At 55.0% G+C, this 17,705-nt stretch carries 19 protein-coding genes; 7 read left to right on the plus strand and 12 right to left on the minus strand.

Features of this window, described 5'->3' with window-relative positions:
• Positions 1-15 precede the first annotated feature (15 nt).
• Genes ABUK12_RS06570 through ABUK12_RS06580 form a run of 3 tightly spaced genes read right to left on the minus strand, consistent with a single transcriptional unit; the run spans position 16 to position 2,781 of the window.
• Positions 16-816: a pyrroline-5-carboxylate reductase family protein gene (locus ABUK12_RS06570; RefSeq protein WP_410015518.1), complete on the minus strand. Its 801-nt coding sequence runs from the start codon at positions 814-816 to the stop codon at positions 16-18.
• A gap of 34 nt (positions 817-850) precedes the next feature.
• Positions 851-2,008 (minus strand): M20 aminoacylase family protein, encoded by a 1,158-nt coding sequence (locus tag ABUK12_RS06575; RefSeq protein WP_410015519.1) that lies wholly within the window; start codon positions 2,006-2,008, stop codon positions 851-853.
• Positions 2,009-2,067: 59 nt separating this feature from the next.
• Positions 2,068-2,781 carry a GntR family transcriptional regulator gene (locus tag ABUK12_RS06580; RefSeq protein ID WP_410015520.1) on the minus strand — a complete coding sequence of 238 codons (714 nt, stop codon included), beginning with the start codon at positions 2,779-2,781 and terminating at the stop codon, positions 2,068-2,070.
• A gap of 517 nt (positions 2,782-3,298) precedes the next feature.
• Here ABUK12_RS06580 and ABUK12_RS06585 point away from each other — a divergent pair.
• From ABUK12_RS06585 to ABUK12_RS06615, 7 genes are all read left to right on the plus strand, one after another.
• Positions 3,299-4,417, plus strand: a complete 1,119-nt coding sequence (locus ABUK12_RS06585; protein WP_410015521.1) for an ABC transporter substrate-binding protein — start codon at positions 3,299-3,301, stop codon at positions 4,415-4,417.
• A 50-nt stretch (positions 4,418-4,467) separates the two neighbouring features.
• A complete protein-coding gene (locus tag ABUK12_RS06590) occupies positions 4,468-5,361 on the plus strand; it encodes a branched-chain amino acid ABC transporter permease (protein ID WP_410015522.1) in 894 nt (297 codons plus the stop codon).
• Complete coding sequence (locus ABUK12_RS06595) at positions 5,354-6,241, plus strand: branched-chain amino acid ABC transporter permease (protein WP_410015523.1); 888 nt, start codon at positions 5,354-5,356, stop codon at positions 6,239-6,241. Before ABUK12_RS06590 ends, ABUK12_RS06595 begins: the two co-directional genes overlap by 8 nt.
• Complete coding sequence (locus tag ABUK12_RS06600) at positions 6,238-7,017, plus strand: ABC transporter ATP-binding protein (protein WP_410015524.1); 780 nt, start codon at positions 6,238-6,240, stop codon at positions 7,015-7,017. Before ABUK12_RS06595 ends, ABUK12_RS06600 begins: the two co-directional genes overlap by 4 nt.
• Entirely contained in the window at positions 7,014-7,733 is a 720-nt protein-coding gene (locus ABUK12_RS06605) for an ABC transporter ATP-binding protein (RefSeq protein WP_410015525.1), read from the plus strand. The genes ABUK12_RS06600 and ABUK12_RS06605 overlap by 4 nt, the downstream gene beginning before the upstream one ends.
• 65 nt (positions 7,734-7,798) lie before the next feature.
• On the plus strand, positions 7,799-8,641 hold the full coding sequence (locus ABUK12_RS06610) for a VOC family protein (protein WP_410015526.1): 843 nt from the start codon (positions 7,799-7,801) through the stop codon (positions 8,639-8,641).
• A 148-nt stretch (positions 8,642-8,789) separates the two neighbouring features.
• A complete protein-coding gene (locus ABUK12_RS06615) occupies positions 8,790-10,310 on the plus strand; it encodes a glycoside hydrolase 43 family protein (protein WP_410015527.1) in 1,521 nt (506 codons plus the stop codon).
• 31 nt (positions 10,311-10,341) lie between these two features.
• On the opposite strand, the gene ABUK12_RS06620 is transcribed toward ABUK12_RS06615, so the two are convergent.
• The 9 genes from ABUK12_RS06620 to ABUK12_RS06660 form a co-directional block, all read right to left on the minus strand.
• A complete protein-coding gene (locus ABUK12_RS06620) occupies positions 10,342-10,917 on the minus strand; it encodes a DJ-1/PfpI family protein (protein ID WP_410015528.1) in 576 nt (191 codons plus the stop codon).
• Between the two features lie 34 nt (positions 10,918-10,951).
• Entirely contained in the window at positions 10,952-11,650 is a 699-nt protein-coding gene (locus tag ABUK12_RS06625; protein WP_410015529.1) for an oligogalacturonate-specific porin KdgM family protein, read from the minus strand.
• Positions 11,651-11,979: 329 nt separating this feature from the next.
• The gene (locus tag ABUK12_RS06630) at positions 11,980-12,846 is read right to left on the minus strand and encodes a Cof-type HAD-IIB family hydrolase (RefSeq protein WP_410015530.1); all 867 of its coding nucleotides are present in this window, start codon (positions 12,844-12,846) and stop codon (positions 11,980-11,982) included.
• Positions 12,825-13,784 (minus strand): hydroxyacid dehydrogenase, encoded by a 960-nt coding sequence (locus ABUK12_RS06635; protein ID WP_410015531.1) that lies wholly within the window; start codon positions 13,782-13,784, stop codon positions 12,825-12,827. The genes ABUK12_RS06630 and ABUK12_RS06635 overlap by 22 nt, the downstream gene beginning before the upstream one ends.
• 49 nt (positions 13,785-13,833) lie before the next feature.
• Positions 13,834-14,673 carry a PTS system mannose/fructose/sorbose family transporter subunit IID gene (locus ABUK12_RS06640; RefSeq protein WP_410015532.1) on the minus strand — a complete coding sequence of 280 codons (840 nt, stop codon included), beginning with the start codon at positions 14,671-14,673 and terminating at the stop codon, positions 13,834-13,836.
• A complete protein-coding gene (locus ABUK12_RS06645; protein WP_410015533.1) occupies positions 14,666-15,469 on the minus strand; it encodes a PTS mannose/fructose/sorbose/N-acetylgalactosamine transporter subunit IIC in 804 nt (267 codons plus the stop codon). Before ABUK12_RS06645 ends, ABUK12_RS06640 begins: the two co-directional genes overlap by 8 nt.
• A 14-nt stretch (positions 15,470-15,483) precedes the next feature.
• Positions 15,484-15,975 carry a PTS system mannose/fructose/N-acetylgalactosamine-transporter subunit IIB gene (locus ABUK12_RS06650; RefSeq protein ID WP_410015534.1) on the minus strand — a complete coding sequence of 164 codons (492 nt, stop codon included), beginning with the start codon at positions 15,973-15,975 and terminating at the stop codon, positions 15,484-15,486.
• Positions 15,976-15,999: 24 nt separating this feature from the next.
• Positions 16,000-17,175 (minus strand): glycoside hydrolase family 88 protein, encoded by a 1,176-nt coding sequence (locus ABUK12_RS06655; protein ID WP_410015535.1) that lies wholly within the window; start codon positions 17,173-17,175, stop codon positions 16,000-16,002.
• Complete coding sequence (locus ABUK12_RS06660; protein WP_410015536.1) at positions 17,172-17,651, minus strand: PTS sugar transporter subunit IIA; 480 nt, start codon at positions 17,649-17,651, stop codon at positions 17,172-17,174. Before ABUK12_RS06660 ends, ABUK12_RS06655 begins: the two co-directional genes overlap by 4 nt.
• Positions 17,652-17,705: the final 54 nt, after the last annotated feature.

A 17,705-nucleotide genomic window follows, 5' to 3' on the forward strand; every position in this document is an offset into this window, starting at 1 on the left:
TTATTTATAGTCGGTCTAACCTTTAGAAAGCTCCGTCGTTCTTCTGACTGCGGTCATCACGCTGCGCTGCAACCCCGCGGCAAAATCGCTGTTGTTGAGTTCGTACAATCCGTTGATTCCCACACCGGCAGGCGAATTGTTGATGTCCATCAGTTGACGCGGATGCCTCCCGCTGGCTTTCAGCATTTCCACGCCGCCGATCAGATTCTCCCAAACCACTTTACTGGCCTGCGGCCGCGACAATCCGCTCAACACACCGGCATCCGTCAGCGATTCAATAAAGTAATACACATAATTCACCCCGGCGACGGCAAAACCGGTAAAGGCGTCAATGAGCCGTTCCTCGAGCAGCATCACTTTGCCGAAACTTTCCAGAAACGGCATCAGCGGCTCGGGTTGCACGTGCGGGTTGAACACCACGCCACTGTAGCCAAAACCCGTGTCAGTCAGGGTGTTGGGAATGGTGCGCACAATCGGGCGGGTAGCCCCGAACAATGTGCCCAGGCGTTCAAGGGTAACGCCCGCAATGATCGAAATGATGGTCGCCTGCGGCGAGGCGAGCTGGCAGATATGCTTCGCCACGCCGGCAATATCGTCCTGCGGACGGACGCCAAGCACGATGTATTCCGCCGCCGCCAGCGCTTCGCCGTCATTCAGCGGCGAAGCAAGCTGATAACGCTCGCGCAGCGCGGCAATGCGCCCGGCATCAATATCCATAAGCGTAATCTGGCTGGCCGAAACGGCCTGGCGGCTCAGGGCTGCGCGAATAATCGCTTCCGCCATCTGACCGGCGCCGACAAAATGAATCTGACTCATAATTGACTCCGTAAAAATGAAAACAGTGTGAGAATTAGTCTTTCAGCAATCTGTTCACCAGCGTTGCCCATATACCGATGCCCAGCGGGATAAGATCGTCGTTAAAGTCATAACGCGCGTTATGCAGGGAAGCAGAAGGGGTTGCGCCATCGGCGCCCAGCCAGAAATACGCGCCGGGACATCGCTCAAGCAGATAGCCGAAATCCTCTGCCGCCATCGACGGTGCATTATTGAAATGCACCCGCGTCACGCCGGGGGAATGCAGCGCCGCCGCGCGCACCGCTTCCGCCTGCTCCGGATGATTTTTTGTCACCGGATAACCCCATTCCCAGCGGACCTCGCCTCGCACGCCATAGGGCAACGGCACGGCGTTGACGTACTCTTCAATCAGCCGCCAGCAGGTGACGCGCGTTTCGTTGCTCAGGCAGCGCAATGTGCCGGACATATGCAGCGTTTCGGGAATCACGTTGATAGCCTCCCCCGCCTGAAGCTGCGTCAGGCTGATCACCGTTTGTTCCAGCGGCGATAAGCGGCGTGAAATCAGGCTTTGCAGCGACAAAATAAGTTGCGCGCCGGCAACCACCGGATCGGCGCCGAGCTCCGGCATGGCGGCATGGCAGCCTTTTCCGGTCAGCGTGATATAGAAATTATCCTGGGAGGCCATCATCGGCCCCTGGCTAACGGCGACGTCGCCGACCGGCAAACCCGGCCAGTTGTGCAGCGCGTAAACACTGCTCATCGGAAAGCGTTCAAACAGCCCTTCATCCACCATCATCTTCCCGCCGCCGGCATTTTCTTCAGCAGGCTGGAAAATGAAATGCACCGTGCCGCGGAAATGACGGTTTTCACTCAGATGACGCGCCGCGCCAAGCAAAATGGCGGTATGTCCGTCGTGACCGCAGGCGTGCATCAGGGCAGGGTTTTGCGAGATATGAGCAAAATCATTCAGTTCCTGAATCGGCAGCGCATCGATATCCGCGCGTAAGCCAATCGATGGCCCTGCGCCGTTGCGCAGCGTCGCCACAATACCGGTTTCGGCAATGCCGCTGTGTACTTCCAGGCCGAAGGACAACAGACGCTCGCTGATTTTCCTGGCGGTACCGTGTTCTTTCAGACCCAGCTCAGGCCGGGCGTGGAATTCACGGCGCAACTGTTTTGCCTGGTCGATAATGTGTTGGGAAATGACGACCATAGATCCTCTGTGGTGATCTGCATTGATATATCGGTTTTTTCACAAATCCGGCGACAACGTCACAGCGTCTGTTTTTTACCGAAGTAAATACGTGCCAGCCCTTCTTTCGTCACTTCAACCGCATGTTCCGCGCTGAGCGAGACGTGCCGTTCAATTAACTGCGCGCCTTTGACAGCATCGCGGTGACGCAGCGCGGAGATAATGTCGACATGTTCATCGTAGGCGTTAATCCGGCGACTTGGCGTTTCCAGATCGATACGGCGGAAGAAACGGATGAGTGAGTTGAGGCTGTCTAGCATCTCGTACAGACGCGAGTTATGCGAGATGCGGGCAATTTCCATATGGAACTTCTCATCGGCTTTGGCTATTTCCGTCCAGTCAGTGATCTCACCGGCGTCCGGCTGTTTGTCGCTGATCGCTTCCCAGATAGCGGCGGTCACGGCGATTTCTTCATCCGTCGCGCGCTGGCAGGCAAAGCGGAATGTCGCCTGCTCAATCACCATGCGTACTTCATATAATTCGCGCACGCCTTCCGGCGTAATGTCACGGGCATAAAATCCGCGATTGGGGACAAAACGCATAAAACCCTCTTTCGACAGGCGGTTCAGCGCTTCCCGTACGGGTGTTCTTGACACACCGAGCTGGCCGGACAGCTCGACCTCATTAACACGTTCGCCCGGTCGGAAGTGGTAGTCGATAGCCAGTAGTTTGACCTTCTCGTAAACCTTCTCAACGCTGTCGGCACTGCGGGGCTTTTTCTTTGGAACAATCACTGAGTCTCCTGTTGCGCTTAATTTTTTTGCTGACACCGTGCTAATACTCAATATTTAACATTGCAGCAGATATTCAATAATAGGTAATGTTTAAAGTGATATCACAGGAATAAACTTCACTCAACACATGATTGCATACACTTTTGCGTTCACTTTAATTAATACTTATATATCAGGTAATTAATAACAATATGTTATTTAAGCCTATTATTTATCCATTAATTATCAAGTTGCACTATTGCAGTGCGACTGTTGCTCTAAAAAAGTGAAAAAATAGTCCTGTCGCGGAAAGAGATATTTTAAATCTGGATAAATGAATCATAGCGCCCTGCCCGGTTTAACCTTTTTTATTACACCTTTTTCCGTTGTTTTCCTTCATTATTTGATCTTTTTGCCCCACCCTTCACGCGTTGTTTTTTTAATAAGTGTACACATGGCATAAAACTTGCCTTTGAACATAAGTGTATTCACTTGTTTATTCACTTTATCGTAGTACTAAAAGCTCCGGAGAACACTAATGAAAACCCGCTTTCGCCGTATCGTTATTCTGTCTGCGTTGACCAGCCTGCCGTTGCTGAGCGCCGTTCCTCCCGCTTTAGCCGATATCAAACTGGGCGCCATCCTGCCCTTAACCGGTACCAGCGCCAGCATTGGTGAAGATCAGCGTCGTGGTATTGAACTGGCCGTTGAGAAGCTCAATGCCAAAGGCGGCGTCGCGGGACAAAAGCTGGATGTGGTGGTGGAAGACTCGGCGGGAAGCCCGGTAACAGGGCTGAATGCGGTCAGGAAACTCACCCAGGTGGATAAAGTGCCCTTGGTCGTGGGCGATTTTTCCTCAAGCGTCACCATTCCCATCGGCCAGTATCTGGTGAAGAACAATCTGGTCCACATCAACATTTCCGGCACCAGCGCGGATGTACGAAAAATTGGCCAATCCTCTTACAGCGTGATCGGCCTGGATGATCTTTCCGCCCGTTTTTCCGCCGATGACGTGTGGAAACAGGGTTATCACAATGTCGCTTTTATCGCGCCGGATGGCGCTTACGGCCAGGGCATGGCGCAGCAGTTCAGGCAGGCGTTTGAAAAGCTGGGCGGTAAAGTGACGGCGAAAGTGCTGTACGCCAGCGGCCAGCCTTCCTACCGCCGCGAACTGGAGCAACTATCCCGCGCCAAACCTGACGCCTATGTCTACACCAGCTACGGCCAGGACGCCATCGTCCTGAACCGTGAAGCCTGGGAACTGGGCATGGGCAAAACGCCGTGGTATGGCATGTATCTGACCATGGCGATTGCCGATTCACCGGCGCAATACACCAACGGGCAGATCGGCATGGAAGTGTCCGGCATGGCGCAAAAAACCGACGGCCAGAGTTACGGCGACAACTATCAGCAGCGTTTCCACGAAAAACCCCGTTCCGTCTACGGCAGCTACGCCTATGACAGCATCATGCTGGCTGCGGCGGCCATCGATAAAGCCCACGACGCCAGCCCGGCGGCGCTGATCGCCGCCATGAAAACGGTCGCGCCGACATTTACCGGCATAACCGGCACGCTGAATCTGGACGCTGATAATCAGCGCCAGACCCAACCTTACCTGAAGGTGAAAGCCTTTAACGGCGAACCCGTAGCGCGCTAAGGTCACCGGCCGCGATCGTTTCCTTGTGTCATTTTGTTCAGGAAAGCATCATGTTGCAGTTTATTGTTGATACGCTAATCCGCACCGCCGATTTGTCCCTGGTCGCGCTCGGGCTGAGCCTGGTCTACGGTTTGGTACGGTTTGCCAATATCGCCCATGTACAGTACGCCATGGTCGGGGCCTTCCTGACCGCCGGCGGCATGAAAATGGGCATGCCTTTTTCGCTGGCGGTGTTGTTTTCAGCGCTGTCGTGCGGCATTTTAGCCGTGCTGCTGCATCACTGGGTGTTTCAGCGCCTGCTTAACGCCGGGGCGGCGAATGCCATGATAGGCTCCCTCGCCGTCTCGATGGTCATGATTGCACTGATATTAGGCGTCGAGGGATCGGCGCCCGTCAGCTATCACCTGCCGATCGGCAATACCTGGCAGTGGGGCGAAATCCGCATTTCCGCTGACGAATGCTGGAGCCTCGTCGCCACGGTCGCCATCATTCTTATCTTCAACTTTTTACTGTTTTTCACCCCGCAGGGGCGTTCCATTCGCGCGCTGGCCAGTAACCGCGAGCTGGCGGCGGCATCCGGTCTGAATGCCAAAGCCATCATCCACACCGTCAATATGATCGCCGGCATGATCGCCGCCGTCGGCGGCGCGTTGATCGCCATGAACGGCAGCGCGTATATCAACCAGGGAAATGACCTGATGCTACCGGTACTGGCCGCCGCCATTCTCGGCGGGCTGGGCAACCCGATGGGCGCCATTTTCGGCGCGCTGCTGATTGCCGTGACGGAAACACTGGTCACCAACATTAACTGGGGATGGCTGTATGGCGAGGAAATGGTGTTTATGCCAACCACCTGGATTAACGCGGCGTCGTTCGTGATGCTGCTGCTGGCCCTGCTGCTACGCCCTTATGGCTTATTCAACCGGGAGGTGCGCCGTGTCTGAATTTCTGTTGCATATTTTCTGCATCGCCGGCATTTACGCGATGATTGCGCTGGCGCTTAACCTGCAGGCCGGTTATGCCGGTTTGCTCAACTTCGGTCATATCGCGTTTGTCGGTATCGGGGCTTACGCCATCGGGATCGGCAGCCAGTTTTCCTTGCCTTTATGGCTGGTGATCCCGGCCGGGATCGTGCTGGCCATGATGGTCTGCGCCGTCATGGCGCTGCTCGGGCGTCAGCTTTCCGCCGATTACTGGGGGATCGCCACGCTGGCGCTGGCGGAAATCATCCGTATTGCGGTGATCAACGAAGAAGGACTGACCGGCGGCGGCCAGGGGATCGGCAACATTTCTGCGCCGTGGTCTACGGGTCTGCAACAACAGGATGTACTGATCTTCACCGTGCTGGTCCTGCTGTGTATCGCGCTTTGTACTGTTATCTCTGTACGCGTGGGCAACAGCCGGTTCGGGCGTGCTTTACGGCTGATGCGCGAACAGCCGCAACTGGCGATGTGCCTGGGATATTCACTGCTGTGGCTCAAATGCCGGGCACTGATGTGCAGCGCGGTAATGTGCGCTATCGCAGGGATGTTGCTTGCCTGGTACACCAACTACGTCAGCCCGGATTACCTGCTTTCTTCCGAAACCTTCCTTATCTGGAGCATGGTGATGATCGGCGGCATCGGCAATGTGCGCGGGGTGTTGGCTGGGGTGGTGGTGGTCGAAGGGTTATACAACTTTATTCCCTTCGCCAAAGACTGGCTGCAGATGAGTTCTGATCTGACCGGCGCGCTGCGCCTCGGGCTGGTGGGGCTGGTGATGCTGATCGGATTGTTACTGCGTCCGGGCGGTATTCTGCCGGAAAAGCTGAGGATCATGCCATGACGATATCTCTGTTCGTGGACAACATCAGCAAAGCCTTCGGGGGCAATCAGGTGCTGAAATCGGTCACGTTTAGCCTGCAAAAAGGCGAGATCCTGGGGCTGCTGGGGCCGAACGGTTCCGGAAAAAGCACCCTGCTCAACGCGATCTCCGGGTTTACCGCCATCGACAGCGGCACGATTACCGCCGGCGCAGAGCGCATCGACAAAATGCCCCCACACCGCATCATCAGGGCAGGCATTGCGCGCACCTTCCAGCTCCCGGCCATGCCGGCGAAAATGACGGTCATGGAGGTGGTGATGGCCGCCGGCACCCGTCATCACGGTATCTGGAACGGGCTGTTTTCACTGCCTTCCGGGCGGCGGGCTGAGAGGAAAGATCATATGAAAGCCACCGGATTGCTCGACACACTGCTATTGACCAAAGTACGGGATATGCCCGCTGCGGCGCTTTCCGGCGGCCAGAAAAAACTGCTGGGCATTGCCTGTGCGCTGATGGGCGATCCGGACATCCTGATGCTTGACGAACCGATGGCCGGCGTACACCCGACACTGCGTCAGGAGTTGGTGGCGACGCTGCAAACCCTTAGCGGCAACGGTATTTCCCTGGTTATCATCGAGCATGATATGCACTTTATAACATCGCTTTGCGAGCGTTGCATTGTGCTGGATCGCGGGCATATCGTCGCCAGTTGCCATCCCGATGATTTATCTAAAAACCAGGAAGTGCTGGATGCCTATCTCGGCGGCGCAAGCCGAGCCCTGAAGGAGGCCGTATGATCAGAATTCATGATGTCGTCGCCGGTTACACCCCGGGCGTGGATATTCTGCAGGGCATTTCGCTGGACGTTTCCCAGGCGGAAATCGTCACCCTGCTCGGGCCAAACGGCTGTGGGAAATCCACCCTGCTCAAATGCATCGCCGGGTTTCTGACGCCGCGCCATGGCGAGGTTCGTCTTAACGGCGAGGAAACCGGCAGCATCCCGATCCACCGCAAAGTCCGCGAATGCTCGCTGGGTTTTGTTCCGCAGCTCGATAATGTGTTCAACAGCCTGAGCGTGGCGGAAAATCTGCAAACCGGCGGCCAGTTTTTGCCGCCGGCCAAACGTAAACGGCGCATGGAACAACTCTGCGAAATGTATCCTTTGTTGCGGAAAAAATGGCAGGCGCCGGCCTCGGCGCTGTCCGGCGGCGAACGGCAGATTCTGGCCCTCACCCGCGCGCTGATGCCCGAACCGGCCATTTTGCTGCTGGATGAGCCTTCAGCCGGGCTGTCACCGAAAATGCTCGACGAAGTATTCAGCGCGATTCAGGCCATCCGCCAGCTGGAAAAAGTCACTATTCTGATGGTCGAGCAAAATGCGATGGAAGCCCTGCATATCTCCGACCGCGCCTATATTCTTGCGCTCGGCAACGTCGCGCTGACCGGCAATGCCCGTGATTTACTTAGCGATGCGCGCATGAGCGAACTCTACTTCGGAGGGCGCACCGCGTAAACCATGCTTTTATCCTCCACCCCATGTTCAACGACGCCAATACAAACAGATTGGGAGAATAGGCTATGTCTCAGTTAACCCCGGTGATCGATCACGCGGTGATCAATGTTGACGATCATCTTGACGACGCGCGGGCGTTATTTCTCCGCCTGGGATTTCAGTTGACCGCACGCGGGCATCACTCGATGGGTTCGAGTAATCATCTGGCGATTTTTGGCGAAAACTACCTGGAATTGCTGGGCTATGAACAAGATAACACCGGCGCCGCTAAAGGTTTGTGGCAACCGCCGTTGGGCTTAGCCGGTCTGGTCTGGAAAACGGGCGATGCCGGTGCGGCCTTTCGGCAGTTACAAGCCTGCCGGTTGGCAGCCGAGCCGCCGACCGCTTTTTCCCGCCGGGTTACCCTGCCCGATAGCCGCATTGTTGAAGCCCGGTTTTGCATCACCCGTATCGATGCCCGCCGGATCCCCAACGGTTTCAGTTTTTTCTGCCAGCATCTGACGCCCGACGCGGTATGGCAGCCAGCGTGGCAGCAACATCCGAATGGCGTGCAGGATCTCTGCGGGTTTGTGATGGTGGCGGACGATACGGAAAACGCCATGCAGATCTATGCGCAGCTGTTCGGGCCGGAACATGAGTTCAGCAAAATGGGCGGGGAATATTTCCTGCAGGCTGGGAAAACCCGGCTGCGGTTTATCACTCCCGAGCAAGCCAGACAGGCGTTTATCGCCCTGCCGGAGGATTACGCCGGGGAAACGAGAATGAGCGCACTGGAGTTTCGGGTATCGTCCCTGGCACAGGTAAGAGCCGTCCTTGAGAAAGGAGATATCCGGTTCAGCGCAACCCATAACAGGGTTGTTGTTTCCCCGGCCGCGGCATTTAAGGTCACGCTGAGTTTTCGCGAGTAAGTTGTAAGGCGCAGGCATTCAACACAAGGCCGCCCAGGGCGATTACTGGTCACGATAAATCTCAATATATTGATATATATGAATTTTAATTCTTGGCGTAAAAATTGCTTCTCATCCTGTCAGGTTCTACACAACAGCGAACAGGCCAATGTCTTTATTTTATAAAAATCCCATTATCCACGCCGACTATGCCGACCCGGATATCATCAGGACCGGCGGCGATTTTTGGCTGGTGTCGTCCAGTTTTAATCACGTTCCCGGCCTGCCCCTGCTGCACTCGCGCGACTTGATCCACTGGACGCTGGTCAACCATGTGGTGCCGCGGCTGCCGTTTGCCAGCTATAACGCAGTGCAACCCGGCAAGGGCATCTGGGCCCCCAGTATTCGTTATCATGCCGGGCGCTATTGGGTTTTTTTCAGTACCCCGGACGAGGGTATTTTTGTCTGTCACAGCACCGATCCGCTGGGGGAATGGAGCGCGCCGCATTGCCTGCAAAAAGTGTCCGGCTGGATCGATCCCTGCCCGTTCTGGGATGACGACGGCCGCGCATGGCTGGTCCATGCCTTCGCCTATAGCCGCAGCGGCATCAAAAATAAGCTTCAGTTAATCGAGATGACGCCAGATGCCTCGCGTTTGCTGGATGACGGGCAGATTATTTTTGACGGCACGCCCTCCCATCCGACGCTTGAGGGGCCAAAGCTGTACAAACGCGCAGGCGAATACTGGATATTCGCTCCGGCCGGCGGAGTAAAACGCGGCTGGCAAACCGTGCTGCGCGCCGCCCGCCTTCAGGGGCCGTGGGAAAGTCGCGATGTACTGCACCAGGGCGACACCTCCGTTAACGGTCCACATCAGGGGGGCTGGGTGGCGCTGGAGAATGGCGAGGATTGGTTTCTCCATTTTCAGGATAAAGGCCTGTATGGCCGGATAGTTCATTTGCAGCCGCTGCGTTGGCTCGACGACGGCTGGCCGCTGATCGGCGAGACCAGCGACGAACCCGGCAAAGGGCAACCGGTGCTCATACATCCGATACCCGATTTGCCTTACTGCCCCGGCGAAATCCAGTCCAGCGATGATTTTGCCGACGGCCGCCCCGGTAAGCAGTGGCAATGGCAGGCCAATCCCGCTGACGACTGGATAAGCCCCGGCCGGCCGGGGCTACGGCTGCGCTGCGCGCCCTTAGCTGCCTGGAATGGCGTACCGGCGTTATATACGACGCCACAGCTCCTGCTGCAGAAATTTCCAGCCGTCCGTTTTTCCGTGTGCTGCGGCGTTACCCCGCACTTTCTGCAACCCGGGGATGAAGGCGGGCTGATGGTTTATGGAGAACGCTACGCCGCGCTGACGCTGTATCTAGAACAAAAGCGCCTATGGCTTGGCTTGCGCCATGGCTGGATAAGCGAGCGCGGTATCTTGACGGAGCACAGGGCGCCGGTCGCTGATGTCACCGATTATCGGCTTTTGGCGCTGGCCTGCGATGTCGGCGATGACGGGATTTGCCATTTCCGCTATCACGCCGCTGGGCAGGCCTGGGCAACGGTATCGCCACGGTTTTCCGCCGGCGCGGGAAAATGGGTCGGCGCTAAAATGGGTATCTATGCGGCTTCAACGAATCACCATTCCAACGGAAATATCCACTTTGACTATTTTACAGTTAAGAAAAAATAACGCCGGGGGCGGTAAATCCGCCCCACAGACGCTACAGCCCAAGGGATAAGCGATGGTAAATATGTTCGGCCTGCCGGCGTATCCGCGCCTCATCGCCGGTTAGACGCATTGCAATGGAAAAGGCAAAATCGAACGCCGTCCCCAGCCCCCGTCCACTTAATAAATTACCGTCTTCCACTACCGGGGCGTCGACATACACGCCGTCAGTAACGGTAGCCGACAAAGTGCCGGAACAGACATAACGGCGTCCTTTTAACAGCTTATGCGGGGCAAGGACGCGTGCGGCCGCTGAGCATAGCGGGCAAAGCCATTTTCCCGCATTATCATGGCGACGAATAAAATCGATCGCGGCCTGGTTCTCAGCGAGGTTTTGCGCCCCGAGGGGGCCGCCCGGGATCACGACCGCGTCGTACAGCGCCGTTGGACTTTCGCTGATTAACGCATCAGCCGTTACATGCAGGCCGTGGTAGCTGACCAGCGTGCGAGTGGCGCAGCAGGCCAGCATGGTTACCGCTATATCAAGCCGCTTTAGCACATCAAGGATAATAATCGCCTCGGCCTCTTCAAATCCCGGCGCCAATAATAGCGCCACCTGTTTTACTCTCATAGCGTTTGGGTGGGCCGCTCACCCACCCCCTTTATCAGAATAAATAATAGCGAATTCCTAAACGGAACCGCACCTGATTATCATTATTTTGATCCTGGTCCAGCCATGCCACTTCCGCATAGGGCATCCAATGCTGATTAACACGGTAACGGGCGACAATGCTCGGTTCCCAATGGGTTTTTTTACCATTGGAAGCATAATAATCGCCTGTATTAATGAAAAACTCAGGATTAAGCTGTAGCCATAATTTATCCGTGGCCTGATAGTTCAGGAACAGATCAATTTGATGACTATCATTATAATCCATTTCATTATTATAGTCCCTTTCCTGGTGGGTCATGTGATTATAACGATAACGCGTTGATACATTAAAAACTTTACTGAATTTATAATCCAGGCTGACATAGGGCGCCAGTTTGGTGCCGCCACTATCAATATCCGTTAAGCCGCCTGGGGTAATACTCCATTTATCGGCTAAAGGTACCGGATACCATCCCTCATATTCCTGAAAAGAACTTCTCAACTGACCGAAATCCTGGCCCAAATCATACATTGACGAGACCAGCACACCAGCCCCATTATCAAAAATATGACCGGCGCCAATTTTATACTGGTTTTTCTCTGATGCGGTGGTATGTGCATAGCGGTTATCGATCCAGGTAGCGGATGCCATGGCGTTCAGGGTACAGCAGGCCACAGGCAGACCTATGGCCAGAAAAGTCATTTTTTTCATATTCTATCCTGCTCTTATTTTTGTTTGATCATTTGTGATAAAAACGGACCCACGGAAACAGCCATTCCGTGTATCAGCTTATTAAATGACAACGATATTGTTTATCTCATCAAAAAATTCATTACCTTATCCTTATCGGCTAAAAGAACTAAAGTTAAAACTTTTCGCCGACATGACAATAAAGCAATTGTTATGCCAGATTATTAATTGCTTTATTTACAATGGGTTGTTTGCATATATCGTTATTTTTTCTACACTCCAAAAATAATACGCCCGCTATAACATTGTGTTTAAAAAACTCAGGGCAATCATCAACACTAAATTTGAACCTAATCACACTCAAATAATTTACTGTTAATAACAAAATGCTCAAGAACCTTTGCCGCCCCATCATGTTCGTTATTATCCGTCACCCAATCGGCCAGTGATTTTATTTCTGGCGCAGCATTGCCCATTGCCACCCCTACGCCGGCAAAGAAAAGCATTTCTTTATCATTTTGTTCATCGCCCACTGCGATAATATGCCTCGCTGGAATATCCAGACGTGCGGCCAAAGTTCGGCAGGCGGAACCTTTATGTACGCCCTTTTTCATCACTTCATAATAGTTAGGCTCACTGCGAACAAAATGATAGCATCCGGCGATATCCGCAGGGATCAATATCGGTAACGCGTCGATTTTTTCCTTTTGCTCGATAAACATCATTTTTGGCGGGCGGCGCGGCGTATTCTGCCAACCATCTGGCAATGTCATCACCGGCAGTTGACTAAACAGATGCCCGCCCGCGTCTGAGGTGAGCGGAAAATCAGTCAGTAGCTGATTATTTTCGAGCATATAGCAGGCATACCCCAACCGCCGGCCGAGCTGACTCAATATCAGGACATCGCGGTGGTCGAGACATTCCTCGGCAATACACTGTCTTTGTTGCTGGCTCCAGATAATAGCGCCGTTACAGGCGATGACGTAACCAGGCATATCGCCCAACGGTAATTGCCGCAGCACATTGCGCACGCTGTCCAATGAACGTCCCGAGGCCAGGGCGATCGTGACGCCAAGCTTGGCTGCGCGCTGTACCGCGTCTTTGAACCGCGGGGTGAGTTTTTTTTGCGGGGTCAACGCCGTACCATCCAGATCAAAAACGACCAGGCGATAGCAGCTACCTCTCGCAGCAGCGGTCATGTCATTATCTGATGGCAAAGGGCTTCTCCTTGTAGCCAACGACTGAATTCCGCCAGTACACAGTCAGCCAGGCGCTGGGTTTCATGATTCAACGCGCCGGCGATGTGGCTGCTTAATTGGATATTCGGCAGTTGGTAGAGTGGCGAATCGGCCACGGGTGGTTCCGGTTTGGTGACATCCAGCAACGCGGTAAGGTCCGGGCGCCGGCTGAATACCTCAATCAGCTCCGGCTCATTCACCTGTAAGCCGCGCCCGGTATTGATAAACACCGCCCCAGGGCGCATGCGGCGAAACAAACTCCCATCCAGCACGCCGACATTATCGGGACGATTCGGCAGATGGTTGCTGATAACGAACGCCGTTTCAAACACCTGCTCCAGCGATACCGTCCGGCGCGCAGCGCGCGACGGCACGCTGACGACGTCAAGCTCGAATGGCGCCAGTAAGCCGGTTAACGTTTGTGCTATCGCTCCGGCGCCGAGCAATGCCACCTGTTCCCCATAAGCGCCGGGCGCAGGATGCCGGTTACTCAGGTCATCAAATACCGCGGGAGCGCCATAGTCGCGATGATTACGGAAATAGCCTTTGCAAGCCAGCAGGATCTGCGCCAGACAAAATTCCGCCACCGACACGGCGTTGGCCCGCCAGGCGCTGACCACGGTTATCCCCCGCGACAGCAATGGCGCTGAGAACGTTTGCGTCGTCCCGGCGGCGTAAAACACCGCTTTCAGTTTTGGTAATTGATCGAGCTGCCGTTCGCTCAGTGGAAACATTCCCCAACTTGAGAAGATCACCTCAACCTGCGCCAGCTTTGGTAATTCCTGCGCCAGCATATCCTGCGTCACGATACGCGGGTAAAGCCGGCATAGCGCGGAAAGCCGTTGCCAACGGCCACGGGAGAAAACTTGCAAAAATTTTTCAGGCTGGTTGGAAAAACAGGCGGCGTGACAAAGCATATCCTGAGTCCATAAGTCATCCCCTCTTCGCATGAAAAGGGGATGGGGGTTAGACAATGCCGATGCCGGCGGCGGCGAAGCCAAGCACAATCAGCACAATAAGCACTTTGTTCGGGCTGACCTTTTTATTCAGCAGACGCAGGCAAACCAGCACCAGCAGGAGCGGAATCAACCCAACGCAAATTTTATCGAGGATCTCCTGCAACACGAATGGCTGCCCGGCAATGGTGGTTTTATACGTGGTGGTGAACTTTACCATCGAGGCGCTCATCGCCCCTACCATCATCAACCCCATGATGGAGGACGCCTTAGTGATACACCCCAGCAGCCCAGATTGGGTGGCCTCGGCGATATATTTCGACCCGAGCCGGTAGCCCATGACCCCGCCGTAATATCGAATCAAATAGCTGGGAATGTTGTATATCAGCAGGAACAACAGCGGCCCGAGAGGGTTACCCTGCGAAGACAAGCCAATGGCTATGCCGGTGGCGATAATACGCAGCACGCCGTAAAAAAATGAGTCGCCTACACCGGCAAATGGACCCATCAGCGCCACTTTAATGCCGTTAATACTCGAGGTATCAAATACCGGATTACCGGCATTCTCCTTTTCCATCGATAACGTCAAACCCATAATAAACGGCGCCAGATGCTGGTTAGTATTGAAAAATTGGCTATTGCGCTTAAGCGCATCCAGATAGCGATGAGGCTCTGGATAGATTTTGCGCAGCATCGGCGCCAGCGCCCAGCCATAGTTCAAGCCCTCCATGCGGGTAAAATTCATCGCCCCCAGCAATTGGAATTGGCGGATAAATAACTGGCGGAACATTTTCTTTTCGTCTTTATCGCTGCTATAGGCGACAGTGTCTCTTATCTGGATATCAGTCATTAAAGAACCCATCCTTATCGTCGACGGAAACCGCATGCGCATTGCCGGCGTTTTGTTTGTTTAATTTGAGTTGATTGAATTCGTTAAAGCACAGGTAAACCGCTATGGAGGCGGCGATAATGGCGATACCCATGATCGGCAGTTTCAAATACGCCGCCAGCGCAAAACCAATAAAAAAGAAGGCGGCGATATTGCGATGCCAAAGCGCTCTAAGCAGGATGGCGAACCCCAGCGCCGGCAGGATGCCGCCCACCGCGGTCATGCCGCGCATCACGGTATCGGGGATGTTCTCCACCAGGCTGCGGATAACGTCGGTGCCGAACAGCACGCCGAAAAAGGCGATGATCGCAAACGGCACGCCATAAAACATCGTCATGCCAAAGGTCAGGCCCAGCGCCGCGCGATCATGGCCCTGTTCAAGCAGGGCGTCATATTTTTCCACCAGCGCGGTGTACACCAGCTTCAGCACCTGGTAGACAAACACCGCCAGCAGGCTTATCGGCAATGCCAGCGCCACGGCCACCGCCGGTTCGGCATGGGTCAGGATGGTAAAGGCGGTGGCCAGCACCGAACCCACCGCCAGATCGGCGGGCACCGAGCCGCCGATAGTGATGGTGCCGAGGAAAATCAGTTCCAGGCTGGCGCCGATAATGATGCCCTGCTGAAAATCGCCCAACACCAATCCCACCATGGCGCCGCAGACCAGCGGACGTTCGATTAACGGCTGGCCGAGGGTGTGGTCGAAGAATTTGGCGATATACATCACCAGAGCAACAAGTAATGCCGGAGTTAACATACTGTCCTCGCTTTTCAGGCGTTATTAAGCATCTCAATGAGATTTTTCACCGGGTGGGAAGGCAACACCTGGTAGTCCACTTTTACGCCGCACCCGGCAATGGCGAGGAAATCCGCCACGTCTTGCGGCGTCACATAAACGGTGTCGCTGATTTTGGTTTTAGCCGCCAGGTTATCGGTGATACGTCCGTAATTGGCGACGTTCAGGTGCTTGATGGCGGGTACTTGCTCAATCAGGCGGCGGGCATCGGCCACATTGTTGACGATCACCAGGATTTTCATGTCCGCGGAGCGCGGATCGTTAAGGGTATCCCCGGCGTCCTTAACCGACATGATGGCGCATTTCGCCGTATCCGGCGCCGCCATGCGCAGCGACATTTTCTGCACGTCGTTGGCCACGATCTGGTCGTTCGCCACGAGAATGCGGTTCACGCCCAGGTGCTTAGTCCATACCACCGCCACCTGGCCGTGGATTAATCGATCGTCAATACGAACCAATGAAATCATGTTTTTTTCTCCTGTTATTCGTCTTTACCAGTAGGGTGTCCAGATACGGGATAGGCGCACCAGCGCTTCGAAATAAAAATAATCGCCCCAGAGATTAGGCACATTAATGCCCATATTGCGGCCATGGTTGTATACCCCCTCGCGCAGCAGGCCGTCTTCATGATGCGCGAAATAATGCTGGTGCAGATTGCGCATCATCAGGCCGATAGCGTTGATATAAGCGGGGCGCAGCGGATCGCTGAGCGGCAGTTGTTTCAGTAATTCGGCCAGCCCGCACACCGCGATCGCGGCGGCGGAGGTATCACGGAATGCGTGGTCCTGCGGCTTGAATATCAAATCCCAATAACAGACATAGTCATCAGGCAAACGGTTAAGAAAGTAGTGGCTCAGCTTGCGCGACAGCTCGGTATAGGCGGCATCGCCGGTGTGATTAAAGCCGAGCGCAAAGCCGTACATCCCCCAAGCCTGCCCGCGCGACCAGCAGGAATCATTGCTGACCCCCTGATGGGTATCGCCGCGCAACGGTTGCCCGTTGTGGATATCCAGGTAGAAGGTATGAAAGGTGGAGGCGTCGTCGCGCACCAGATAACGTGAAGCCTGCGCCAAATGGCATCGGGCCGCCTCCCGCCACTGCCGGATGCCGGTTTCGTTCGCCGCCCAGAACAGCAACGGCACATTCAGATTACAGTCGATAATCATGCGCCCCTGGCGCGCCGGATCGCTTAAATCCCCCCACGCCTGGATAACGCCTGCGGTGGGGTTAAAGCGGCGGTACAGCAATTCCGCGGCGCGTAACGCCAGGTCGCGTGCACGTTCATTGCCGGTCAGCGTCCAGGCATTGACGCAGGAAAGCAGATACAGAAAACCCAGGTCGTGAGTATCCACTTTGATCAGCCGGTCGAGACGCTCCTCGAAGCTTACCAGCAGCCCTTGCGCGCAGCGGCGGTATTTGTCGTCACCGGTGACCTCCCAGGCCAGCCATAGAAGGCCGGTCCAAAAGCCCTCGGTCCAGTCCACTTTCTCTACCGCCGGGTAACGCCCGTCCCGCGCGCTGGCCGCTGGGAACGTGGCGGTAAAACGCGGCAACATGGCATCGATGCTTTTCAGCACGTCGCCAATCGCGGCCTGCAGCCATGCCGGCGTCAAATAGGATTGCCCCGCAGCGTAACGCGGGTCCAGGGATTCAAGCACGACGCTCATTGCTTTTCCTCCGCGGCGAAGAAATCATCGTCATCGCGGTTAGCGCCGCCCAGATTCTGGCGCGCGCTGACAATTTCCGGCAGCGTATTCATATACTGCATGGCCTGGGTGGCCATATGGATAGCTTCCGCGATGCGCGCCGCCGTTTCCGCGAGTTCCGACATGCAGAACTCCATCAGCATGATCAGGTTAGCGCCGCTAATCACATGCATATGGGGAAAATTCATCATCACTTGAATCGCCGTATTATTAACGCTACCGCCTTTCATATCGGTAAACAGCACCAGCTCATTGCCGCGCCGCGCCGCTTCCAACGCGATAGCGTTGAAGCGCCGTGTCAAATCAGCCGTGGAGCCAATGTCGCCACAGTAAGCGCATATGGGAGTGACGCCATGATCGTTGCCGATAAGTAAATCAAGCCCGGAAATAATGCCTTTAGCATACTGGCCATGACTGGCGATAAAGACCTCTCGCATTCCGCTTTCCTTAAATGATTACTGATAACCCGCCCTGGCAATGCAAGAGCTATG

This window comes from Sodalis sp. C49, assembly GCF_046352915.1.
Lineage (GTDB): Bacteria > Pseudomonadota > Gammaproteobacteria > Enterobacterales > Enterobacteriaceae > Acerihabitans.